The 24,217-nt window shown below is 60.5% G+C and carries 18 protein-coding genes, 2 pseudogenes and 2 other annotated features; of the genes and pseudogenes, 14 read left to right on the top strand and 6 right to left on the bottom strand.

Translation table 11 applies throughout. The features are described 5' to 3' along the window. Positions 1-23 precede the first annotated feature (23 nt). The 7 genes from SALB1_RS18545 (at position 24) to qatD (ending at position 9,254) form a co-directional block, all read left to right on the top strand. Entirely contained in the window at positions 24-2,972 is a 2,949-nt protein-coding gene (locus SALB1_RS18545) for a TrlF family AAA-like ATPase (protein WP_109991997.1), read from the top strand. Positions 2,973-3,019: 47 nt separating this feature from the next. Next, positions 3,020-4,242 (top strand): IS3 family transposase gene (locus tag SALB1_RS18540; RefSeq protein ID WP_109992018.1). Its coding sequence is split into 2 segments (ribosomal slippage): positions 3,020-3,305 and positions 3,305-4,242, totalling 1,224 coding nucleotides; the frame shifts between segments, so codons are not numbered across the junction. Beyond that, positions 3,298-3,414: a sequence feature (AL1L pseudoknot), on the top strand. It overlaps the preceding gene by 117 nt. A 74-nt stretch (positions 4,243-4,316) precedes the next feature. Further along, positions 4,317-6,245 carry a Qat anti-phage system ATPase QatA gene (gene qatA, locus SALB1_RS18535; RefSeq protein WP_109995536.1) on the top strand — a complete coding sequence of 643 codons (1,929 nt, stop codon included), beginning with the start codon at positions 4,317-4,319 and terminating at the stop codon, positions 6,243-6,245. Further along, a complete protein-coding gene (gene qatB / locus SALB1_RS20045) occupies positions 6,245-7,135 on the top strand; it encodes a Qat anti-phage system associated protein QatB (RefSeq protein ID WP_370453204.1) in 891 nt (296 codons plus the stop codon). The genes qatA and qatB overlap by 1 nt, the downstream gene beginning before the upstream one ends. Beyond that, positions 7,132-7,653, top strand: a complete 522-nt coding sequence (locus SALB1_RS19325) for a hypothetical protein (protein WP_199678873.1) — start codon at positions 7,132-7,134, stop codon at positions 7,651-7,653. The genes qatB and SALB1_RS19325 overlap by 4 nt, the downstream gene beginning before the upstream one ends. A 6-nt stretch (positions 7,654-7,659) precedes the next feature. Then, entirely contained in the window at positions 7,660-8,502 is an 843-nt protein-coding gene (gene qatC, locus SALB1_RS19320; protein WP_304572182.1) for a Qat anti-phage system QueC-like protein QatC, read from the top strand. Between the two features lie 2 nt (positions 8,503-8,504). Continuing rightward, positions 8,505-9,254 (top strand): Qat anti-phage system TatD family nuclease QatD, encoded by a 750-nt coding sequence (qatD, locus tag SALB1_RS18520; RefSeq protein WP_109995186.1) that lies wholly within the window; start codon positions 8,505-8,507, stop codon positions 9,252-9,254. 87 nt (positions 9,255-9,341) lie between these two features. Here the strand turns inward: qatD and SALB1_RS18515 are convergent. Both SALB1_RS18515 and SALB1_RS18510 read right to left on the bottom strand, forming a co-directional pair. Then, positions 9,342-10,564, bottom strand: a protein-coding gene (locus SALB1_RS18515) for an IS3 family transposase (RefSeq protein WP_109993132.1) whose coding sequence is annotated in 2 segments (ribosomal slippage) — positions 9,342-10,279 and positions 10,279-10,564 — 1,224 coding nt in all. Because the reading frame shifts where the segments join, the coding sequence is not laid out codon by codon here. Further along, positions 10,170-10,286, bottom strand: a sequence feature (AL1L pseudoknot). Its footprint overlaps the gene before it by 117 nt. A 512-nt stretch (positions 10,565-11,076) precedes the next feature. Continuing rightward, positions 11,077-12,272: pseudogene (locus SALB1_RS18510) on the bottom strand (tyrosine-type recombinase/integrase). A gap of 391 nt (positions 12,273-12,663) precedes the next feature. Between SALB1_RS18510 and SALB1_RS18505 the strand changes: the two are divergent. After that, positions 12,664-13,647 (top strand): IS110 family transposase, encoded by a 984-nt coding sequence (locus SALB1_RS18505; protein ID WP_109993079.1) that lies wholly within the window; start codon positions 12,664-12,666, stop codon positions 13,645-13,647. A gap of 31 nt (positions 13,648-13,678) precedes the next feature. On the opposite strand, the gene SALB1_RS18500 is transcribed toward SALB1_RS18505, so the two are convergent. From SALB1_RS18500 to SALB1_RS18490, 3 genes and pseudogenes are all read right to left on the bottom strand, one after another. Beyond that, entirely contained in the window at positions 13,679-14,095 is a 417-nt protein-coding gene (locus SALB1_RS18500; protein ID WP_109995185.1) for a F0F1 ATP synthase subunit epsilon, read from the bottom strand. Positions 14,096-14,338: 243 nt separating this feature from the next. After that, positions 14,339-14,935, bottom strand: a pseudogene (locus tag SALB1_RS18495) (2Fe-2S iron-sulfur cluster-binding protein); the annotation flags it as partial. Between the two features lie 96 nt (positions 14,936-15,031). Then, positions 15,032-16,309: an NnrS family protein gene (locus SALB1_RS18490; RefSeq protein ID WP_109995183.1), complete on the bottom strand. Its 1,278-nt coding sequence runs from the start codon at positions 16,307-16,309 to the stop codon at positions 15,032-15,034. A 299-nt stretch (positions 16,310-16,608) separates the two neighbouring features. On the opposite strand from SALB1_RS18490, the gene SALB1_RS18485 reads away from it, so the two are divergent. From SALB1_RS18485 to SALB1_RS18475, 3 genes are all read left to right on the top strand, one after another. Continuing rightward, complete coding sequence (locus SALB1_RS18485; RefSeq protein ID WP_109995182.1) at positions 16,609-17,301, top strand: Crp/Fnr family transcriptional regulator; 693 nt, start codon at positions 16,609-16,611, stop codon at positions 17,299-17,301. Positions 17,302-17,550: 249 nt separating this feature from the next. After that, complete coding sequence (locus tag SALB1_RS18480; protein WP_109995181.1) at positions 17,551-17,955, top strand: SirB2 family protein; 405 nt, start codon at positions 17,551-17,553, stop codon at positions 17,953-17,955. Positions 17,956-17,971: 16 nt separating this feature from the next. Next, positions 17,972-19,435: an amidase gene (locus SALB1_RS18475; RefSeq protein ID WP_145961384.1), complete on the top strand. Its 1,464-nt coding sequence runs from the start codon at positions 17,972-17,974 to the stop codon at positions 19,433-19,435. A 126-nt stretch (positions 19,436-19,561) separates the two neighbouring features. Here SALB1_RS18475 and SALB1_RS19760 read toward each other — a convergent pair whose 3' ends face one another. After that, complete coding sequence (locus SALB1_RS19760) at positions 19,562-19,777, bottom strand: DUF1244 domain-containing protein (RefSeq protein ID WP_222843045.1); 216 nt, start codon at positions 19,775-19,777, stop codon at positions 19,562-19,564. A 527-nt stretch (positions 19,778-20,304) separates the two neighbouring features. Between SALB1_RS19760 and hemA the strand changes: the two genes are divergently transcribed. From hemA to SALB1_RS18455, 3 genes are all read left to right on the top strand, one after another. Next, positions 20,305-21,684, top strand: coding sequence for a glutamyl-tRNA reductase (hemA, locus tag SALB1_RS18465; RefSeq protein WP_109995179.1), 1,380 nt, complete (start codon positions 20,305-20,307; stop codon positions 21,682-21,684). An 836-nt stretch (positions 21,685-22,520) separates the two neighbouring features. After that, positions 22,521-23,447: a copper-containing nitrite reductase gene (nirK, locus tag SALB1_RS18460; protein ID WP_370453266.1), complete on the top strand. Its 927-nt coding sequence runs from the start codon at positions 22,521-22,523 to the stop codon at positions 23,445-23,447. A gap of 137 nt (positions 23,448-23,584) precedes the next feature. Continuing rightward, complete coding sequence (locus SALB1_RS18455; protein WP_109995177.1) at positions 23,585-24,133, top strand: hemerythrin domain-containing protein; 549 nt, start codon at positions 23,585-23,587, stop codon at positions 24,131-24,133. Positions 24,134-24,217 lie beyond the last annotated feature (84 nt).

Raw genomic sequence — 24,217 nt, 5'->3', positions numbered from 1 at the left:
AATAAAAAAAGGGAGAGGGGCTTATGCTGAATCGCGGATCGGAATGGCGGAGGTGGGAACCGCATATCCATGCACCCGGCACCGTCATGAACAACCAGTTCAGCGGGCCAAATGCATGGGAGGACTACCTCTCGGCGCTTGAACAGGCGACCCCAGTCATCGAGGCGATCGCCGTCACCGACTACTACGTCACCGACACCTATCGGGAAGTCTTGCGACACCGGGATGCGGGAAGACTCCCGGACGCCACACTCATCTTTCCCAATGTGGAGGTAAGGCTCGATGTCGCAACTTTAAAGGGCGGCTTCGTCAACTTGCACCTGTTTGTGAGCCCCGAAGATCCACAGCACATCGATGAGCTGCAACGGCTATTGTCACGCTTGCAGTTCAACGCAATGCAGGATCGCTTCGATTGCACGCGTGCCGATCTGATTAGGCTGGGGAAGAAGGCAGACCCAAACATCGCCGACGATGGCGCCGCACTTGCCTATGGAGTGAGTCAGTTCAAGGTCAACTTCCAACAACTGCGGGAAGTGTATGCCGAGAGCGGTTGGGCGAAAAAGAACATTTTGATCGGCGTGGCAGGCGGATCAACCGACGGAACATCGGGTGTCCGAGAGGCCGCCGATCAAACCATCCGGCGCGAGATCGAAGGCTTTGCCCACGTGATATTCGCTAGCAGTGAGGCTCAGCGGGAATTCTGGTTGGGCCGCAAGCCTTCGATGTCTGCCGATGAAGTTCGTAAGATGTATGGTGGTCTCAAGCCTTGTCTTCATGGAAGCGATGCTCATGATCTTGAGAGTGTCGCTTCTCCGTTCGGAGATCGCTTCTCTTGGATCAAGGGTGGGCTCGAATTCGACTCGCTGCGCCAGGCATGTATCGATCCTGCGGACCGTGCGCATGTTGGGAGCGAACCGCCGGCGTCCGCAACGCCTTCTCAAGTGATTTCCGGGATCGAAGTTCTAGACGCGTCGTGGATAAAGACGCCTGCTATACCGCTCAATCCGGGTTTGGTCGCAATTATCGGAGCCCGTGGATCCGGAAAAACAGCACTGGCGGACATGATCGCGGCCGGCTGCGACTCGATCCCGGAGGAGGCCTGGAAGGCTGACGAGTGGGCAAATCCATCCTTTCTCGTCCGGGCACGCCCGCTTGTCGGAGACGCAAAAGTCGAGGTGAAGTGGGCGGCTGGAGAATCCGAGACGCGCGCGCTTGATGGTTCGGACGCCAACGGGCCGGCCAGCTACGAACGCGTGCGGTATCTGTCTCAGCAGTTTGTCGAAGAGCTCTGTTCCTCAAACGGGCTGACAGACGGACTCCTCCGTGAAATCGAACGCGTGATTTTCGAGGCGCATTCCGACGATGCCCGAGATGGTGCGTTGAACTTTGCCGAGTTGTTGGAGCAGCGCGCATCAAGGCATCGCCTCGCTCGCGCCAGGGAGGCTGAAGCAGTTGCCCAGATTTCTGATCGCATCAGCACAGAACTGGAGAAGGAGAAACTCGTCGCTAGCTACGAGGCAGAGGTGGCGAAGAAGAAGAAGCTGGTGGACGCCTATACGGCCGACCGTGCCAAGCTGGTATCGAAAGGTAGTGAGAAGAGAGCACAGAGACATACGGACTTGGCCGGTGCCGCCAATCAAGTCCGAGCAAAGCTTCGTCAACTCACGGGGCAGCGGCAGACGTTTCTCGCCATGCAGGACGAAGTGAAAGACATGCGCCGAAACCAGGCGCCCGAGGAGCTTCGGCAAGCCCAGGCGCGCCATGAGCACAGCGGAATGTCAGAAGACCAATGGGCCGCGTTCCTGATCGACTATACGGGGCCGGTCGATGACAATCTCACAAGCTATGTGAAATGGGTCGATGGCGAGATCACCAAGCTCAAGGGAACAGCACCGCCGCCGGGTGACCCGAACACTGCCTGTTTCCCCGATGACACTGATCTCAGCACACTTACACAGGCGGTGCTGGAAGCGGAGATGGCGCGGCTGGAGAAGCTGGTCAATGCCGACAAGGACGCACAACGCCGCTATGCCGCGCTCTCCAAAAACATCACGACCGAGACCGCGGCACTACAAACGTTAACGGGAAAGTTGAATGACGCCAAAGGAGCCAAGGACCGCGCTCGCCAACTGCAGGCGGATCGTGAGGCAGCCTATGGCAGGGCGTTCGATGCGCTCGTCGCTGAGCAATCGGTTCTGGAGGAGCTTTACGCGCCGTTGATGGCGCGGCTTACCGCATCTTCAGGAACTCTGAAAAAGCTCTCTTTCTCTGTCACACGCATTGCAGATGTGGAGCGATGGGCAGAGGGGGCTGAAGATGGCCTTATTGATCTGAGAAAGACCGGTGCCTTCCGTGGAAAAGGGACGCTTCAGCAAAAAGCCAACGAGGTGCTGCGAGATGCTTGGGAAACCGGGGATTCTGCTGCGGTGACCGCAGCGATGGCTGAGTTCCGACGGCTTTACCAGAAGGACTTGCTGGATCATTCGCCAGTGGCGCGAACTGACCAGGCAGAGTTTCGCACATGGTCGAAGCGTTTCGCTCAGTGGCTGTTCGGTACGGACCATATCGATATCCGGTACGGCATCGAGTACGACGGTGTCGACATCCGGAAGCTTTCGCCGGGAACGCGAGGGATTGTCCTTTTGCTTCTCTACCTGGGTCTGGACGACAAGGATGATCGGCCACTTCTCATTGACCAGCCGGAAGAGAATCTGGACCCCAAATCGGTCTTCGACGAATTGGTGCAGCTGTTCATTGAAGCCAAGTCACATCGCCAGGTAATCATGGTCACGCACAACGCGAATCTTGTGATCAATACCGATGCCGATCAGATCATCATCGCGGAAGCTGGTCCGCATCCCCATGAAGCATTGCCGCCAATCACCTATCGATCCGGAGGCCTTGAAAACGCAGAGATCAGGAAGGAGGTTTGCGACGTTCTCGAGGGTGGTGAGGCCGCATTTCAGGAGTGAACCGCCCCGGGAATGCTGGAGACTCCAACTCTTGAGAGAATTGGAGCATGAAACAGCGGAAACCTTATTCCCCGGAAGTCCGTGAACGAGCGGTTCGCATGGTCTTTGAGCATCAGGCGGACTACAGCTCGCAGTGGGCGGCGATCGGTTCGATCGCCGGCAAGATCGGCTGTACGCCCGAGACGCTGCGCAGTTGGGTTCGCCAGGCCGAACGGGACCGCGGGCTGCGCAATGGCCAGAGCACGGAAGAGCGCGAGCGCATCAAGGCGCTTGAGCGTGAGAACCGTGAGTTGAAACGGGCCAATGAGATCCTGCGCAAGGCTTCGGCCTATTTTGCCCAGGCGGAGCTCGACCGCCGACACAAGTGATGGTGACGTTCATCGACGATTATCGCCGGGTCTACGGTGTCGGGCCGATCTGCCGTGTGCTGCCGATCGCACCGTCGACCTACTATGCCGCCAAGGCCCGGCAAACCGACCCGGCTCGCCGTTCGAAGCGGGACCGACGTGAGAGGGTCTTGAGCGACGCCATCCAGCAGGCCTGGGAGGCCAATCGTTGCGTCTATGGCGCCCGCAAAGTCTGGCTGCAGTTGCAGCGTGAGGGTTGGTCGGTGGCTCGGTGCACGGTCGAGCGTCTGATGCGTCAGATGGGCTTGCAAGGCGCTGTGCGCGGGCGCACGCCGAAAACGACCACTTCCGACCCCAACCAACCGAGCCCGGGCGACCACGTCCAGCGTGACTTCACAGCCGCCCGACCCGATCGGCTCTGGGTGGCCGATTTTACGTACTGCCCGACCCGGCACGGCTTTGTTTATGCAGCGTTTGTTATCGATGCGTTCGCGCGTCGCATTGTCGGCTGGCGCGTTTCGAGCGCCCCCAACACGGGCCTCGTGCTCGACGCGCTCGAGCAGGCCATCCATGACCGGCAACCCGGCCAGCGCCTGATTCAGCACACCGACCGCGGGGTGCAATACCTGTCAATTCGCTATAGCGAACGCCTGGCGGATGTCGGTATCACCCCGTCGGCCGGCCGCGTCGGCAGTTCATACGATAACGCGCTGGCCGAGACCGTGATCGGCCTGTTCAAGACGGAAGTCATCCGTCAGCACGACGGGCCGTGGCCTCACCTTGCCGCCGTCGAGTTCGCGGTGCTGGACTGGGTCGACTGGTTCAATAATCAGCGGCTGTTCGAGCCGATCGGTGATATGCCGCCGGCCGAGGCTGAAGCCAACTTCTATGACACAATCGACGGGTCTGCCAAAGTGGCATGACTCAAACCCACGAGTCTCCGGTAAACCCGGGGCGGTTCAGAGCGCGCGAGACGGTTGCGTGTGAGGCTCGACAGATGATCGTCGCCGACAATGAGACGGCGGTCGATCTTCTGTACTACGAGGCGATCGCCAAGACGGTAGTCCGTCTGGTGAACGAGAAGTCGGACGAACCCTTGAGCGTCGGCGTCCACGGCGACTGGGGTGCCGGCAAATCCAGCGTCCTCATGATGGTGGAGGAGACGTTTTCCGACGACGACCGCGTGCTCTGTGTACGGTTCAACGGCTGGCTGTTCCAGGGCTTCGAAGACGCGAAGGCGGTCCTGATCGAAACGATCGTTGAGGAGCTGCGTCACAAGCGCCCCACGTCGCAGAAGGTCGCCGAGCAGGCGAAGAAGGTCTTGAGGCGGGTCGACTGGATGAAGCTCGCGCGCAAGGCGGGGGCGTATGGCTTGACGTTGGCCACCGGGATTCCGCACCCCGAGACGATCAGGGATCTGGGCGCGGCTGCGCGGAGTCTCATCAGTAAAGGCGCCGAGGATGTGTCGCGGGAGACCGTCGCCGCACTTGTAGATGGTTCGAACGAGTTTCTGCGCGAAGTCGCCGAGGACAATGCGTCTGAACAGATGCATGCCTTCCGGGAGGAGTTTGCTGAACTCTTGGAGCACGCCAGGATTGATCGCCTGATCGTCCTCGTCGACGACCTTGATAGGTGCCTCCCGGACACAGCAATCGAGACGCTGGAAGCGATCAGGCTGTTCCTGTTCGTACCGCGCGCGGCCTTCGTCATCGCGGCGGATGAGGGGATGATTGAGTACGCCGTGCGGCAGCATTTCCCGGACCTGCCCGTGGCTACTGGGCCGGCCACCTACGCCCGCAACTATCTCGAGAAACTGATCCAGGTTCCGTTCCGTCTACCCTCGCTCGGATATGCCGAAACGCGGATCTACGTGACTCTGCTCTTGGTGCTGAACGCCTGCGGCGAGGAGTCGGGCGAGTTCCAGAAGCTGACCGAGCTGGCGCGCGAGGTATTGCGTCGCCCATGGAAGGGCCCTGGCCTTGATCGGAAGGCGGTCGAGAAGGCCTTAGGCGGTGTCCCGGCCGAGGTCGAGCGGGCGATGGAGTTAGCCGGTCGAATCGCGCCGGTTTTGGCGGAAGGTGCGCGGGGCAATCCAAGGCAAATAAAGCGCTTCATCAACACGATGATGCTACGTCTGGCCATCGCCGAAGAGCGCGGCTTCCGCGACGAGCTGAACATCTCGGTGCTAGCCAAGATCATGCTCGCGGAGCGTTTCGCCCCGGAGCTTTACGACGCGATGGCGCGCGGCTCCGCGAACACCGGTGCGTCGGAGGAGCTGGCAGCGCTTGAAGCCGCCGTCGCGGCCCCGCCTCCTGACCAGGAAGCGAAATCGGAAAAAGGGAAGGAGAAGGCTCTGCCCGCCGAGGTCTCCCTTCCCGATTGGCCGAACCTCGAATGGGCGAAGCAGTGGGCCGCTATCGATCCGCCGCTCGCCGAGAACGATCTCAGGCCATACGTCTTCGTAACCCGGGACCGGCGAAGCGTGTTCGGCGCAGTCACTTCCCTGGGCGAATTGGATGAGCTTATCGCGAAGCTTCAGGGCTCGCCCCTACAGGTGAAGCAGGCCGCGGCGGAAGTCGCTCGCCTTCAGTCGATCGAAGCTGAGCAGGTCTTTGATGCACTGCGCGCCAAGGTCAGGGACGCAGAAGACCTGACCCAAGAGCCTGTGGGCGTGAAGGGCTTGGCCGAAATCGCGCGGCAACACCCCTTCCTGCAGCGGCCGCTGCTCTCCTTCGTGCAGGATCTTCCAATCTCCAAGCTCGGCCCGTGGGTGGTCAGCGGCTGGGCGTCAGTGTTCAGTGAAGCCGAAGTCGCATCGGACTTTGCGACGACGCTCAAGGGATGGGCTGACCAGGATGACAACAAGCAGCTGAGGGCGGCGGCGACTGCGGCGATGAAACTTTCCAGCAAGCGGAAGCGCCCCTGATGGGAACCTCGGGAACATTCGGCGGCTCAAAGAACGGACTGGTTCCAAGTTGGGTCGATGAACCAGCTTCGCCACCCGCGGTCGCGCCCGATAGCGCCGAGCCGGACTCCGCGGACGGCGACGGGATCGGTGGGCCGGATCAGAATGGGGAGACGCCGCTCGCCCAGCCCGGCGCAACACCGGCGCAGTCATACCCACCCATACCTCGGATCCCGGCGAGTTCGCGTCTTGGCGGCGCGCGCGGGAACATGACGAGGGGGGCGCGAACGTCCGATGAGCGAGCACTGAGGCGCGGTGCCGGCAGATATGTGCGAGCCAGCGGCGGCGGACGGTCTACGGCGAGCCGTATGCCCAACTCCCGTGCTATGGCCGGCGGCGTGGCCGGCCTCGCAAGGAGTTTCGCCAACCAAGGACCGGCAGAAGCGCTGAGGCGGTTCAACCTTGAGGGTATGGCGGGCGCTCCCGCCGAGGACGTGTTCGTCGCGTTGACGGATATGCTGTGTCCCGCGGGCGGAACCATCGACGAGGCGATCGCGAGGGACGCGATGCTTGAGACGGTCGCCGACCTTGCTGCCTCTGGCGTCGGCAACTTCGATGAACTCTCCGCGGACAATCTGCGCGAGTTTTTTATCGGGGTGGTGAGCCGGTCGATCGAGGGCAAGATCTTGAACGAGGTCGGGACCAACGCCATCGCGGCGCCTTCGGATGTCGCCGGAGTCGAACGCGCGCAGGCCATGCTGCATGACTTCATCGAGGGCTGCGTTCGCGACGAGTTCGACGCGCGCGAAACCGATCTGAGCGATCTTGATGCGGCGGTCGTCGATAGCTTCGTCGACGATCTCTATGGCGCCGCACTCGATTTGGTCAAGGCCTTGGGAGATGACGGATGAGAAGGTTCAGTCTGATCGGCCGGCTCGGCCCCGACGACACGAGTAGCGTCGAAACCGTCCAGCCTGACGCTGACGTATTCGAGATCGATTTCCTGGATGGTGACCGGCGCATGGGCTTCGGCATCGGTCACGCACTGGACCAACTCGCCTCCCTCGGACTACAACCTTCCGAGAAGGGTATCGACCTTGTCGTCCTCGCGGCGCTCGTCAACGCCGGCGATACGAGAGTCTCTCGAAAATTGAACGCACAGGACGGCTGGACAAGGGAGATCGATCTCTACGTCCCCGTGTCCGCCCCCTCGGCCTGGACCGCGAGCGCACGATCGATCGAGGCGATGCTGCGCTTCCTCACCGGCGATCGGTGGCGTGTCTTCTTCCGTGACCGGACGAGCAGGACCAAGATCCTCGCTATTGCTCCAAAGCGCTTGGCGATCGATGGACTGACGAAGGTCAGCCTGCTGTCCGGTGGTTTGGATAGTCTCGTCGGCGCAGTCGATCTTCTGAGCGGCGGTGAGTAGCGTCCACTGTTCGTCAGCCATTATTGGGACAGCGAGACGGCGAAAGCCCAGGCCTACGTCCTTAACCGGTTGGAAACCCGGTTCGGCAAAGAAGCCTTCAAGAGCCTTCGGGTGAGGCTCGGTTTCGACAAGCACCATCTCACCACTGGGCAGACGGAGAATACGCAGAGGGGACGATCCTTCCTCTTCTACTCGCTGGCGACGCTGGCTGCGTCGGCGATCGATGGACGGATCACCGTCGACATACCGGAGAACGGCCTCATCGCGCTCAATGTACCCTTAGACCCCTTGCGCTTTGGGGCGCTGAGCACGCGAACGGCGCATCCGCACTTCATCGCGAGTATGCAGAGGCTCATCGAGGCCCTCGCCCTCGACGTCGAACTGAACAACCCATACAGGCACATGACGAAGGGCGAGATGGTCGCTAACTGTGCGGACAAGGCTTTCCTAGAGAAGATAGTGGCGAACTCCATGTCGTGCTCATCGCCGGCGAAGGCGCGCTACAAGAAGCTCTCCCCTCGGCACTGTGGCTACTGCGTCCCGTGCCTGATCCGTAGAGCCTCGCTTGAGGTTGGCCTTGATGGAGACGATGAGACGCTCTACATGGTTGAGCATCTGAAAGGGCAAGTTCTGGCCTCCGACCAGCCTGAGGGGGAGCACATCCGATCGTTCCAACTGATGGCCAAGCGGATCAATGCAAAGCCAGGTCTTGCGAAGATCCTGGTCCACAAGCCCGGCCCGCTTCATGACGAGCCGGACGCGATACAGGACTACGCCGATGTGTTTCGACGCGGCGTCCTTGAAGTCGCCGAGCTCCTGAGGGGTGTTCGGGCACGGCCGGGCGGCTGACCATGCGGCCCGATTACGTGGACTTCCATACGCATCTCGACCTTTATCCAGACCTCGCGCAAGCGATCGCGACCTGCGATCGCTTGCGCGTGGCGACCTTGGCCGTCACGACCACCCCGAAGGCGTTTGAGAGGAACGTCGAACTGTCCGCGGACAGCGACTTCGTGAGGGTTGGGCTCGGTCTACATCCGCAGCTCGTCGCCGACCGGCACCTGGAGATCGACCTGTTCGAGAGTCTCTTGCCGCGGACGCGTTACGTCGGGGAGGTCGGGCTTGATCGCGGACCCGCTCACTATCGCTCGTTCGAGCTGCAGAGGTTGATCTTTGAGAGGATTCTTCGAGCCTGTGCGGAGCAAGGCAATAAGATCCTGAGTCTGCACAGCGTAAGGGCGACGAAGCCCATCCTGGACATGCTTGACGAGCATCTGCCGCCGGATCGGGCAGGCGTCGTCTTGCATTGGTTCACTGGCAGTAAGGCTGCTGTGCGTAGGGCCGTTGATCGCGGCTGCTATTTCTCTGTGAACGAGGGCATGCTCGCCTCCGCGAGCGGTGTGCGCGTAATACGCGAAATACCGATCGACCGTGTTCTGACCGAGACAGACGGGCCTTTCCTTACTCGCGATGACAAACCGATCAAGCCAGGCGACGTAGGCCGTGCCGTCGAAATGATCGCCTCCTGTGCGGGATCGCCGGTGGAGGTAGTGCGCGCGAAGATTTTGTCGAATTTAAAGAGGCTCTTGCAGAGCGATTAAGGTCGTTTTTCCTCAGGGGGGGACGAATGGCTAGATTAAGCTAAGTAGTGAACCGCCCCGGGTTTACCGGAGACTCGTGGGTTTGAGTCATGCCACTTTGGCAGACCCGGCGATTGTGTCATAGAAGTTGGCTTCAGCCTCGGCCGGCGGCATATCACCGATCGGCTCGAACAGCCGCTGATTATTGAACCAGTCGACCCAGTCCAGCACCGCGAACTCGACGGCGGCAAGGTGAGGCCACGGCCCGTCGTGCTGACGGATGACTTCCGTCTTGAACAGGCCGATCACGGTCTCGGCCAGCGCGTTATCGTATGAACTGCCGACGCGGCCGGCCGACGGGGTGATACCGACATCCGCCAGGCGTTCGCTATAGCGAATTGACAGGTATTGCACCCCGCGGTCGGTGTGCTGAATCAGGCGCTGGCCGGGTTGCCGGTCATGGATGGCCTGCTCGAGCGCGTCGAGCACGAGGCCCGTGTTGGGGGCGCTCGAAACGCGCCAGCCGACAATGCGACGCGCGAACGCATCGATAACAAACGCTGCATAAACAAAGCCGTGCCGGGTCGGGCAGTACGTAAAATCGGCCACCCAGAGCCGATCGGGTCGGGCGGCTGTGAAGTCACGCTGGACGTGGTCGCCCGGGCTCGGTTGGTTGGGGTCGGAAGTGGTCGTTTTCGGCGTGCGCCCGCGCACAGCGCCTTGCAAGCCCATCTGACGCATCAGACGCTCGACCGTGCACCGAGCCACCGACCAACCCTCACGCTGCAACTGCAGCCAGACTTTGCGGGCGCCATAGACGCAACGATTGGCCTCCCAGACCTGCTGGATGGCGTCGCTCAAGACCCTCTCACGTCGGTCCCGCTTCGAACGGCGAGCCGGGTCGGTTTGCCGGGCCTTGGCGGCATAGTAGGTCGACGGTGCGATCGGCAGCACACGGCAGATCGGCCCGACACCGTAGACCCGGCGATAATCGTCGATGAACGTCACCATCACTTGTGTCGGCGGTCGAGCTCCGCCTGGGCAAAATAGGCCGAAGCCTTGCGCAGGATCTCATTGGCCCGTTTCAACTCACGGTTCTCACGCTCAAGCGCCTTGATGCGCTCGCGCTCTTCCGTGCTCTGGCCATTGCGCAGCCCGCGGTCCCGTTCGGCCTGGCGAACCCAACTGCGCAGCGTCTCGGGCGTACAGCCGATCTTGCCGGCGATCGAACCGATCGCCGCCCACTGCGAGCTGTAGTCCGCCTGATGCTCAAAGACCATGCGAACCGCTCGTTCACGGACTTCCGGGGAATAAGGTTTCCGCTGTTTCATGCTCCAATTCTCTCAAGAGTTGGAGTCTCCAGCATTCCCGGGGCGGTTCATAGGTTTCCCATCGCTGCTTCTTGGCGCATGACGAAAGCGCGCCTATCCAGTAAACTGACGCCGAGTTGATAATAAAGCCGCTGGAGTTGACGCCCCGCAAAACGTTCCATTTCCCGCGGAAGTAAAAAGCGCCATGGATCTGACGGTAAAAGCGACGGTAGGGCCTTGTTTCAACCAAAATGAATCCCTTTAACCATGCGGGTTTGGGTGGTCTGTTGATGATCGAGCGGGCTACCTCTGAGTCCGGTGCTCGGCACCGGTTTTAGCCCGCCTGCCACCGCGCAAAGTGCTTCCGCTTGATGATGTGCGGTCGTTGGTCTCCAAAACTATATCCCCCGAAACAGGCGCACATTCCCTGTCTATAAAGTGGTGTTCGTGCGAGAAAACGACCGGTCCGATGGTCGTGACGGCGATACGACCATCGAGCCGGCGGCGCGGGATGCTTGCCGCCGTTCAGGCGTTCACTTGTTTCGATTCCGGCCGGCGCCAACCACCGATTTGCGCTGACTCGCTACTAATTCGGCGGCCTTGCGTACTGGGGGTCATCCTCGGTGTGCACGTAGCGCATGAACATTGCCGCAGTCTTGTGCGCGGTCAAAGCCATGCCGACCTTGACTGGAATGCCCGAATTGGCAACATCAGTCGCCGAGCGATGGCGGATGCCGTGGGTGCCGATTCTCGGTACACCGGCGTGATCGAGGATACGTCGCCACGCGTCGTAGTAGACGTGGGGGCTGAGCGGCTTGTTGTGATTGCGAGTAGCCGGGCAGACGAAAGGCGATTCGCCAAAGCGGGGTGCGTTCTCCAGCAAGCGGCGGGCCTCGGCGCTCAACGGTTTAGATATATCGCCGGTCTTGCTGTCCGGCCAGACCACCCGGCCATTCGACAGGTCGATCCAGTCCCACTGCAACAGCAGAATCTCCGACATGCGTGCGGCGAACTCGAATTGCAGACGGATGGCCAGCAGATAGGTCGGATGCTCCAGTCCTTCGGCTTCGGCCTTGTCCAGATAAGCGAACAGCTTGATCATCTGTTCGTCGGTGATAAGGCGAGTCGAGCCTTTCTCCGGGTACTTGGGTACGTGGCGGCAGGGATTCGAGCCGTCGGGCCGGTAGGCCCACAGTTCGGCCAGGTTGAACATCTTGCGGACGCAAGCCAGCACGTGGTTGGCCTGCGTAGGCGATTTCTCAAGACGCTTCATCAGCGCAGTGATGTCTTGGCGCGTGACCTCATGGGTTTTCTTGCTGCCGAAGGCGGGAACGATGAAGCGGTCAATCTGATACTGGTAGCCTTTCTGCGTGCTGGGCTTGTTGTGTAACTTGGAGTGGTCTTCCATGAACCGGCTGCACAGTTCCTTGACAGTCGGTGCCTTCCGGGCCTCCGCCTTGTCATGTCCGGGGTCGCCACCGCGCCGGACTTCGGCCAGCCAGTCTTGGGCCAGCGACCGGGCTTGTTCGACGGTCAGTTCGCCGAACTGGCCAAGCGCAGGTTTGCGGCGCACGCCCGAGTTCGTGCGATACTCAAGCATGAAAACCTTGCGGCAGGTGGGTGTGATCTTGCACAGGAAACCCGGAACGATTGTGTCCCGGAGTTCAACGTCGCAGGTCTGGGCTTGAGCCGCGTCAACAACGCTCTTGGTTAGTTTGATCTTTGCCATGAAGTGCTCCTGAAAGGCCTCGATTCCAGGAGCCTGCTAGGAGCCAAGCGAAAGGGAACCGGGGCGGTTTACATCGCGCACCGGCATATGATCCAAAGCATTCACCCGAAGAAAAACCTGCTGCAGCAAGCTGTATCCAAGCCTAGGGATGCCCGGTGCAGGATTCATGTTGTTGCTTAAAAGCTCATGACGACAGACCCTTGTGTCTTGCCGAAGCTGACTGATTAGCTACCAGTCAGCGGTGCTCGGTCGGGTGAGCATCCACAGACCCTGAAGCTTATAGCTTGCGCGTTAGATCATGCCCCCGACCGATTTTTCATCTCGCAAACGTGAATGGTATCCAAGTCCCCGCTGGCGCGGTGAGACTGCACGAACAAGGAGAAGGCACGAGATGACCGTCTACATCGGCATTGACGTCAGTAAACGCAAATTCGACTGTGCCTGGCTGCGGGATCCTGATCGGGTCAAGGTCAAGACCAAGGTCTTTGGCAACGACACCGCGGGGCACGCGGCTGTATTGGACTGGCTGGCGCAGCAGACCGGCACGCCGGCCGATCAAATCCACATCATCATGGAAGCGACCGGGATTTATCACGAAGCCTTGGCTCAGGCGCTTTATGAGGCCGGTTTGGGCGTGTCCGTGATGAACCCCGCGCAGGTCCGGGAGTTTGCCAAAAGCCTGGGAGTGCGCGGCAAGAACGACCGGAAAGACAGCGTCGTTCTGGCCCGCTATGGGGCGGCTCGTCGCCCGCGGCTGTGGCAACCCGAACCTGCGGCGGTGCGTGGACTCAAGGCGCGTCTCGCCCGTCTTGAGGCGCTCGATAAGGATATTCAACGCGAGCGCAATCGCCGGGAAAAGGCCGAGGTCGTTCAGGCCGAAGAGATCATCGCGTCGATCGATACGGTGCTCGACGCGCTACGGGCCGAACGCGATCGGTTGACGCGCGATATTGACGATCATTTCGATCGCCATCCCGCGCTGAAAAAAGATCGCGCTTTATTAGAGTCGGTGCCCGGCATTGGCCCCACCGTATCGCGGCGCCTGCTGGCCACACTGCGAAGCCGCGACTTCACCAGTGCCCGCCAAGCCGCGGCCTTCATCGGCGTCATCCCGGTGCCGTGGGATTCGGGAAGTTCGGTCCATGGACCGCCGCGTCTATCCAAGGCCGGTAATCCTAAACTGCGACAACTGCTCTATATGGCCGCCATCGTCAGCACCAAACACAACCCGGATATCGCGGCCCAGTATCAACGCTTAACAGCACGCGGTAAAAGCGATATGAGCGCCCTCGGCGGCGCCATGCGCAAGCTCGTCCATCTCGCGTATGGCGTGCTTAAGCACCAGACGCCCTATCAACCCCAAGGCGCTACATGAGCCCCTTGGTGCGGAGGCGGCAAGATGGTATCTAGGGCAATTGGGTCCAGATCCGTTTGACGATCTCGAGGCGGGCTACGGCTTCGGCTAGTTCGGCCTGGGCGCGCGCCAGACTGACCTGATCCGCGGCGCTGGAGATTGTGTCCTCGGCTCGCCGTTTGGCGCGTTGTGCCGCGGCTTCATCAATCTCGGCCGCGCGCTCGGCCGTATCGGCCAATACGGTGACCTGATGCGGTTGAACTTCGAGGAGCCCGCCCGAGACGAACAATAGCTCTTCCGGCTCGTCGTCGTGGCAAATGCGGACCGGCCCCGGGCGAATACGCGTGAGCAACGGCGCATGCTGCGGCAGAATGCCCAACTCGCCCATCTCCCCAATCACGAACACCATGGCCGCCGGCCCCGCGTAGACTTCGCCTTCGGCACTGACGATATCGACATGCAGGTTCATCGTGCGGCTCGCGCCGTAGCGGTTAATCCATCTGGTCGCCGGATATAGCCGATGATCGCGCGGAAACGCTTCCGCCCCCGTATAGAGCGTTGCGTCCTGCGGCGTTGTTGGCGTGGGGAGCCCATGATCTGTGCTGGCGTTGGACTGTGCATGCAATGATCCTTCTCCACTTGAAGAAGTTGCGCTTACAAGCGCGTGTCGCGTGATCGCGCCGACCTATCTATCAATCGCGTCTGCCAATGCCGAGGAAGTGCAGCAAAAACAAAGGATGCACTCATAATCACCTTCGAGTTGACGGCGTTCTTCCGGCGATTGGCGACGTTCGCGGCTCGGTGGTGGCGTGTCGGTTTTCAGCCAGGGTTCGATTGCTGCGTACTGCGCGAATACATGGGTTTGATCGGGCACCAAGTCCTTGATGATTTCCATGTTATTCAGCGGGTAAACGGTACCGGGGTCGGCGACCTCCGTTAGCGGGCGGATGCAGGCTAGCCAGTTCGTACCGTCGATATTCATGGCGCAGGAGCCGCAGACCCCTTCGCGACAGGAGCGGCGGAATGTGAGCGTTGGATCGATTTCGTTCTTGATTTTGATTAAGGCGTCCAACAGCATCGGGCCACAGTCGTCCAGATCAATTTCGAACGTGTCGATCCGTGGGTTTGCGCCCCTGTCTGGGTCATAGCGGTAAATTTTCAGCGTTTTGGTGTGCGTCGCGCGTGCCGGCGCCGGCCAGGTTTTGCCCACCCCAATGCGCGATTCAGGTGTCGCGTGAAAGTTTTTGGGTACCGGGAAGCGTTTGAATAGCGTCTTCGGCGCAACTTGATCAGAGCTTTTGACAAACATCGGGGGCCTCATTGGAATCGATAGGGGCCCGTCGACCCTGGCGGCGAGTCATCGCCAGCTTGGTAAGGTCGTGATCCGGACGCAACCACGGCGCCCTCAGCCGGGCGCGCCGTCCACGCGGCGCCGTAGATAGATCGCGCCAAAGCGCAGGCTCCAGGGAATGAACGCAGCGAGCCAGAGGACAGCTGTAGCCAAAACCAGTCCAAGGTAGGCATAGCCGTTCCCCGGCAAAGGAATTTCGGCGAGTACCCGCGTAATAGCCGTCAATTGGACAATGACGAACGTCCACAGAATAATTCGATCGGCGACCAGCGGTCGGCCCGAGTGTCCAAGACTGACCCGGGACGCCATCGCTACGACCATGCTCGTCACAAAGCCGATGCCCAGCGCGTGCAGCGGGGCCATACCGAGGTCGAACGGCGCATCGGTCAATTGCAACAGACGTTGCGCGGTGTATAGACCCATCGCCACGGGCAGCCAGGCAAAGCTGATGTGCAGCATGCCCAGCAGCGGTACGTGCAAGCTGCGAACCAGCCCCCAGCGAACGCTGTGCCAGCCGGCGAGTAGTGCCAGCGGTAGGTCCGCCAACACGGTCCATTCGGGTTGACCGATGATCGCCAATAGGCAATGCACTGTCACACAGAGCAGCGTGGCCGGTAGTGTCCAGTCGGGTTTGACAACGGTGTAGTCGTTCAGCACGCGAGCGCTGAAAAACGGAATCATTCGATGGCTGACCGCTACGATCAAGGGTACGAGATAGAGCCACATACCGATCGCGATCGCGGCCTGGCGTAATTCAGGTCGCGATGTCCACAGCCAGAGCGCGTAGACGATCGCCCCGGCGCAGCCCGCGGTCGCGCAGGTGAGCGGGAAGAGGGCAAAACGCTTGTCCGGATGATTGGATCGCCGCCAGATTCCCACTAGCGTCCACAAGCCCAGACCCCAGCCGGCAACAAAAATCATGTTGCCCACGAAGGCTATATCGCGGCGGGTGAACAGCCCGAGATAATAGCCGGCGATACCGGCGGCCAATAAAATAGCGATCACAACGTACCGGCGCGGGTCAATCACTTCGGTCGCCAGCCAACGGGGAAACACGGTGGTCAAAAATCCGAAGACAAAGAAGGTGAACAGCCCGTACAGCATCAAGAAACTATGCGCTGATATCCCGTCAACGGTTAGTGATAGAGTCGGCACCGCAGGGGTATATAGACCGATCAATATGATCAGCCACACGAGTACGCTCGCTACGAGTTGGATGGCGCCGACCAGAAAAAAGAGTCGATGGGGCGCTGAGAAAAGCGCGTGATTCGGATAGACCGACCCCAATCGTCGCTTTTCTCCCGTGATCGCTCTGGGTCTATCCGCAGCCATATCTCACGTTTAAGATAATGTTCGCGCGAGCCCGAACAGTGAAACCACGGGTCCGATCCACCGATTTAGGTCGACGTTGGAATCTTATCGCGCGTGGGCGATGTTAGCCTTGATCTATATCAAGACTTTCAAGCAATAATGTGTCTGTCAGGGGTAGGTGGCCAGGGGTTGGTCGAACACCGCCGAGCCGAAGGCGAGCGCCCGATAGGCAATTATGCCTATCATGAGCCAAATGATTGAGTGGATTTGAACGAGGTGTCGAACGTGCCCCGATTCATGCGTGACAGGATTGTTTTCCGATGAGCGCCGCCGAGAATGCGGTCATACAGGATTTGCGAACGCACTATCTGTTCGCGAATTTAACTGACGCCCAGCATGCCCGTTTGTTGCCGCATGTTCATGTTCAGGCGTTTTCCGCAGGCCAATCACTGTTCCAGCGTGGCGATGAAGCCGGCGCGTTTTTTCTACTGCATCGTGGCACGGTGAAACTCTATCGCGTCTCGGATGGAGGACATGAAAAGATCATGCGGCTGATTCAGCCCGGCCAGAGTTTTGCCGAGAGCATCATGTTCATGGACATCCCCGCGTACCCAGTCCATGCGCGAGGTCTGGGCTCGGGTGTCCTGGTCGCTATTGAGTCCATCGCGTATCTCGAGATCATGAGGGCGTCGTTTGCCACCTGTCGGACGGTGCTGGCCTGCATGACCGAGCGCATCCAGGCCCACTGGGACGAAATCGAAGCGCTCACGTTACAAAATAGCCGTTATCGCATCGTCCATTATCTGATCAGCCTGGTATCGGCGCGTGATGTCGATAAAACCACCATTACGCTGCCAGTCTCCAAATCGTTGATCGCAGCCAAGCTCGCAGTTACGCCTGAAACGCTGTCGCGCGTCTTGCGTCTGCTGGTCGAGGCGGATCTGATCGAAATGCAAGGCTATCGACTGCATATCCCAAGCTTGGCGGCACTACGGGAACACCTCATGTCATGATTGCGAAATAAGATATCGCAATCAAGCGCGCTCGGATTGCGAGGGGCGAAAGTCAAGCTTTCGAGTCCTCTGATGCTCTGATTACAGTTGCTTGCCGGTCGTACGAATCGACTGTGTCGTGTACCGATTGTGCCCGCCGATAGGATGAGTGCACTTGATCCGGATCAAGGCTGAGCGTCGAAAGTCGCGGTACTCTCGCAGCAACTTTCGAGTCAGTCGATCCAATCCAGGGAAATCGCCGATATCCCAATGCATCTCGCTGCGTATTTTCTGCAAATAAGAACGGTCCACGTGGTCTGCGTGGCGGCGAGCATCAGTTTATTTGTCGCGCGCGGCGCCTGGGTTTTGCTCTCCGGGCGCGGGCTCTGGCGCTGGTTGCGCGTGGCGCCGCACATCGTCGACACTCTGCTGTTGGCCAGCGGCCTAACGCTGGCGTTTCTGATTCAGCAATATCCGTTTTTCAACAGCGACTGGCTGACCGCCAAGGTGGTCGGTCTGATTGCGTATATCGCGCTCGGCGTGGTTCTGTTTCGTGGCCCGCGATCAACCATCGTACGCGCCACTGCCGGTTTGATGGCACTGCTGGTATTTGCCTATATCGTCAGCGTTGCGGTCAGCAAGCAGCCGGCGGGCTTTTTGACAGCTTATTTATAGGGTGAGCAAGCTTGCAATGAGCTACGTTGGTCTTTTCAGCTCACGAACATCACTCGACATGACTGCTGACTTTGCACGCACGTTGGCTTCGGACCCTTTCGACGGCTGCAGTCTGGATGAATTCGGTCGCCGGCTTCGCACGGGCGAGTCCAGTGCGGAAGACGTGACCCGCGCCTGTCTGTCACGCATTGAGGTACTCGATCCAAAGCTGGGTGCCTTCGAATACGTCGCCGCGGGTGCCGCATTGGCTCAGGCCCAAGCCATCGACGCCTTGCTCGCCAGCGGGGCGGATCTCGGTCCGCTCATGGGCGTACCCGTTGCCGTCAAGGACCTGTTCGCCATCGACGGCATGCCGGTCACGGCGGGATCGCGTGTGCCTTTGGACGACGCCATCGGTGCCGAAGGCCCGTTCGTGAAAGCCCTCAAGCGCGCTGGCTGCGTCATTCTGGGTACTACCCGGACCGTCGAATGTGCCTTCGGCGCAGCCGGCATCAATTCGGTCCGGGGCACGCCGTGGAATCCCTGGGACGCCGGGATACATCGCTTGCCGGGTGGCTCCAGCAGCGGATCGGCGGTCGCTGTGTCAGCCGGCCTATGCGCCTTTGCCATCGGCACCGACACGGGCGGCTCGGTCCGGGTACCGGCCGCGCTCTGCGGCATCTTCGGGCTGAAGACGACCGTCGGACTCTGGCCGACACAAGGCGTGTTCCCTCTATCGACGACCCTCGACAGTATCGGCTTGCTCACCCGCGACGCTGACGATGCGGCCACCGCTCTTGCGGCCCTGACGCCGGACACCCACGTAATCTGGCCGGCGCCCCCGCCCGCCACGCTGCGCCTTGGCCGCATACGCGGCTACATGGACGAGCAGATCGACCCCAACGTCCACGCGGCGTTCGAAACCGCGGTCGAGCGATTGCAATCTGCCGGCGTCACGATCGAAGACGTCCCGCTGCCCGAGGCTGAAGAACGTGAGCGACTCATACCCGCTATCCTCGGCAGCGAAGTGCTGGCAACAGTCGGGCGGGAGCGCTTCAAGACACATCGCGGCGACATGGACCCGGTGGTCGCTGCCCGCATCGCTGCCGCGCTGGACATGCGCGCCGACGAATACATACAGGCTATCCGTCGGCATCAGGCGCTGCGTGACATCATGCAGGCGCGCCTGCAAAGGGTGGACGGTTGGATCAGCCCCACTTGCGCGGTACCCCCGCTACCCGTCGCGGACTTCGCCGACCCCGAGGACGGGACAAGACTGGCGGGGGCCGTAACGCGCTGCAGTCAGCCCGGCAACATTTTCGGCCTGTGCGGCGCCAACGTTCCGCTGACCGAGGGGCAGGGGCTACCGGTTGGCTTCCAGCTACTTTGCGCCCCGAACACAGAGGCGAAAGCAGCGGCTATCGGGAAGACCTTTCAACGCATTCTCGGCCGACGTCAGATACCGCCGGTGGAGACGTTTTTGGCCGATTCGTCACCATGAATTGGCGGTCACGATGGGCCGGAATACGTACACTCGCGCCAATCTGGCTTACTTCGCGACTTTTACATGTCGCAGGTGCTTCGCGTCGCGCCTCACGTGCGATACGGCACTTGGCCCGATTTCGCGCTAATTACCGCCGCGGGTATCGGCGTGCGCCGATCGCGTCGATTCGAACGCCTGCTTTTGCTCCGCGCCGGCCGCGACCTGATAACGGTCCTTCCAATCAGTATGGGACATGCCGTAGATGTGCTCACGAGCTTGATCGTAGTCAAGCGAAATGCCGTGCAGCTCGGCTTCGTCACGATACCATTTGGCCAGACAATTGCGGCAGAAACCAGCCAATTTCCTCAGATCGATGTTCTGTACGTCGGTGCGGTTCTGTAGATGCCTGATCAGACCACGTAACGCTTCGGCTTCTGCTTCGATGCGAGTCTATTCGTTCACGATAACCTCACCGTTGGTTATGTATTTAGGGTCTATTCTGACGGTGTGCGGTCAAGCAGACTAGTTTTCTTGTCCTAGACATCATGGATGTCTGCATCATTTTCAGCGCGATGGCGGGTGGCTCTAGGGATCGTCGGCTTGGCCGGGACGTAGGTGGCGGCGTGCCCAAACTCGGCGCCCACGACTGCTAAACAGTTTTACTGGACTATTTGTCCGAACACAGTCCAGGCCCCGACTTTCAATCGTCTCGCGACTCGTGGCTGCTATGAGGGGCGGGGTGAGCTTATCGCGCTGGGCCCCGCCTCGTCGACTTTGAACCGTAGTTGATATAGATCAAGTAACTCGGCGGCGAGATCACTTAACCTCGGGGACACGTCACGGTAGGTGGCTGTACGCGGGTCGCGTGTAAGACACAGGAGTCGCCATTGGCACATGAGAACTCAAGGCCTAAACCTATTCTGAACGCTCACGAAGCCGCCAATCAAACGGTCTGCCACGATACGCAGCAGCTACTGAATCGTTTATGGGTGCTCGGACTGAGCCACCGGACGGCGACGGTGGAGGTCCGCGGGCAGCTGTCCATGGCGTCCGCGGATCGGCTGCGGGCGCTGCAACATCTACATTCATTGCCGGGTGTAGCCGAATGCATGGTGCTCAACACCTGCAATCGTACCGAGATATATGCGGTTCTGGAGGATGGCGACAGCGCGTCGCTGCTCAGCGGTCTGGCGGAGTGGTTCGGGTTGTCGGTTAGCGCCCTTCACCCTTATTTTTACCAGTATCAGGGCACGGATAGCGTCAAGCATTTGTTCCGGGTCGCATCGGGGCTCGATTCGGCTGTGATCGGCGAAACGCAGATTCTTGGCCAGCTCAAGCGCGCCTTTAGTCAGGCTCGCGAAAGCGGCTGTGCCGGGCCCCTGTTGTCGCGCCTGAACGAGCATGCCTGGGGCATGGCCAAACGCGTGCGAACCGACACTGGTATCGGCCGCTGTCCGGTCTCGCTCGCGGGCACGGCGGTCTCGCAGATTACGCAGCTCATGGATTGCCACGCTAACGTCAGTACGCTCGTGATCGGCGCCGGTGAGAACGCGGAACTGGTGGTGCGGCATCTAGCCTCTCGCCATGTCGGGCAGGTTACGGTCGCCAATCGCGACGTGGAACGAGCGCAGACTCTGGCAGCGCGGTTCGGGGCCACGGCCATCGGGCTGGGCGAGCTGCCGAACGCCGTTGCCGGGGCGGATATAATCATCAGCACGACGGGAGCGCCAGCGCCCGTGCTGTCTGCCGGAATGGTGCGCGGTGCCCGTTATCGCCGCGGCGACAAACCGCAACTGCTGCTGGATTTGGCGGTTCCGGCGGATATCGAGACGGCGGCCGGTGATATCCCGGGGGTTGAATTGCGCTCGGCCGACGATTTGGGACGCCTGGCCCGGGCCAACATGCGCAGCCGCAAGAGCGCCGTGCACCAAGCCGAATCCATACTCGATCATGGTGTTCAGTCTTATGAGCGGTGGCTGCGCACCCGGTCAGTAGTGCCCACTATCCGAAAGCTGCGCGAGAACGCCGACGCGCATCGGCGCGTGGCCTTGGGACGCGCCCAGCGCCAACTGGCCCGTGGCATACCGGCCGAAGAGGTCCTCGACTCTCTCTCCCGGCATCTGACCAATCGTTTACTCCACGCACCGATGGACGCATTGCACGGGGCGGCTGCGCGCCAGACACAGCAGACGGCGATCCTGTCGATCCGACAGACATTTGGGCTGGAGGATGATGCAGATAATAAAAATAGCGAGCTCAACGACTGATACCCGCTTGTCCTGACGTGGTTTTCCCTTGTGGAGTCGTCGTGTGCTTCGTTCCTAAAACTACGACAGGCTCGCTGCCGCATCAGCATACGCCGGCCGCCATGAAATGCCGATAGGGCCGGCCTCGTGTGGCAGTCCACCGTCGAGATAAACCCGGCACGACAAGCGCTTCCTGTCGGTGAACGATTGGTTGTCGAAGCCGGGTCGAAAGAGGCCTAGCAAAGCGCTTTTCCGTGCGCGGCCAACGTCTTCTAACGCGGGACGAATTCACACGAAACCTTGGCGGTTTGGGACAAGATCGACCACGTGCAGTCAGTGAAAAAATACCGCGAACGGTCAGTCAGCGAAGCTCGCCGTGGCCTGTGCGCGGCCACGAAATACTTGCCCCATGAGCTGGCTAGATACGCCTCGAGCTGGAAAACATCGATATCGCGACTGCTGAGATTGTTGTATCGACTGAGTCTTGGCCGGGCAGGGATTCATCTCTAATCTGAGCAGAGTGCGGTACATCGATCGGCATGCACTGGCTCGGACCGCGCAGCCGATCTGATGTGCTGACTTGGGCCGAGCGGCGGGCGATGACGATTTTTTGACGTGCGTCAAGGTACGGCGGGGCGATTTTTTGTAGATTTTCGACCGTTAATCTGATGGCATTTGGCATGGAAGACCCGAGACCCAGACCCACCGACCTGGCGCGTCGCCAATTCCTGCGAATCGCCGGGGCGGGCGCGGTTCTGCTGAGCGCTACCGGCGGATTGCTACGCGGCGCGTCTGCCGCGACGCCTAGTACGCCGGCGCGCACGTCTGACAGCGACGCCGGGTCTGAGATCCTGGGCGTGGGTAACAGCATCGCAGCGGATGCGAGGCGCGTGCCCCAACCCATCACGCGCGATCATGCGGTCCATCACGATATCGAACTCATGGCGCGCGAGGTTACGGCGTGCCTCGATAACGGTGCGCGATTTGACTTCATGACCTGGAACGGGCAAGTGCCCGGCCCTTTTTTACGCGTGCGTCAGGACGATACCGTGACGCTCACGCTGACCAGTCCGAGCACCAATACTCGGCCCCACAGTATCGACCTGCACGCGGTCTATGGAACAGGCGGCGGTTCGGCGGCCACGCTGGTCGTGCCGGGCGGCCAGAGCAAGGCCGTGCGCTTCAAGTGTTTGTACCCGGGTGCTTTCATCTACCACTGTGCAGTGCCTAACCTGGACGAACATATCAGCCGCGGTATGTTCGGCATGATTGTGGTCGAGCCGCATGAGGGTTTGCCGCCGGTTGATCGCGAGTTTTATCTTGGCCAGCACGAACTTTATACGCGAGAGCCGTTCGGGAGTAAGGGGTTATTACACTTCGATGATCCGGCGATGATTCGCGAGCAACCGCATTATGTGGTGTTCAACGGGGCGGTGGATGGGTACACGCCGGACCGTTTGGGTCGACTGCACGCCAGGGTGGGCGAGACGATCCGTGTTTTCATGGTCTCTGGTGGGCCCAATCTGCTGTCCAGCTTCCATCCCATCGGCAACGTCTGGGCCCGTTGCTGGCCGCAGGGCGCTCTCGCCAACCCGCCGCTCAAATACATCCAGACCCAGCCGGTACCGCCGGGGAGCTGCTTTGTCGGCGATATGGCGCTGCCGGTGCCCGAGACCATCAAGTTGGTCGATCACGCGCTCAGCCGGGTGGTCCACCAGGGGCTGCTGGCGGAGATCGAAGTGAGCGGGGCGCCGAACCCGGCGGTTTATAATCCCTCGCCTTGAAAATGCGTTGATTGGCCAGCCAGGAGAACCTGCCGCTCGTTGTCGCGCACCGCTTGACCCATATCAAGGCGTTCCGGGCATTGCCGACTTAGTATATGACCGTCTGACGCGGTATGACTTCATCGGGAGAAACGGCTATGGCGACTGTTCTCGACCACCTGATCCTGGATCATGATCGGCTGCGCAATTTGCTGGCCCTGTTCGAACGCGAGCTGGCGTGCTGCGAGCGCGGCGACGCCGCTGACCACCAGTTGATGCACGACATCGCCCAGCATTACTCGGAGTACTTCAATCGGGTGCATCATCCGTTGGAAGACCGCATGTTCGAGGATCTCATAGGCCACGGCATGCCGCGATTGCTCGGCGCGGAGCAGGCGCTTACCGAGCACGCCGAATTGATTGCCGGCACAGGTCTTCTCCGGGCTCGGCTGGATGAGGCACTTCATGACCAACCGGTATCGCGAGCGGCACTTATCGAGGCCGCGCGAGACTACATCGATTTGAACCTTGCGCATATGCGCCACGAGGAACAGACGGTTTTTGCGTGGGCCCGCGATCGATTGGACGAGGTGGACTGGGCCGCGGTGAATCAGTGGCAGGAGTCCATCACCAACAATCCGCCTGACGCGAAATATACGGCGCTGTTAAAGAGCGAACTCGACGCCTATATGACGGCCACACCTTGAGCGTTGCGTTTGCCGGCGGGTTCATTCCTAACGCCCGGATATCGACGCGTGGAAAGTGCGCGGAGCCCGAAGCGTCAGCTCGGG

This window comes from Salinisphaera sp. LB1 (assembly GCF_003177035.1).
Classification (GTDB): domain Bacteria; phylum Pseudomonadota; class Gammaproteobacteria; order Nevskiales; family Salinisphaeraceae; genus Salinisphaera.
Note: the sequence above shows the minus strand (reverse complement) of the source record. Positions and strands in the feature narration are given on the sequence as shown.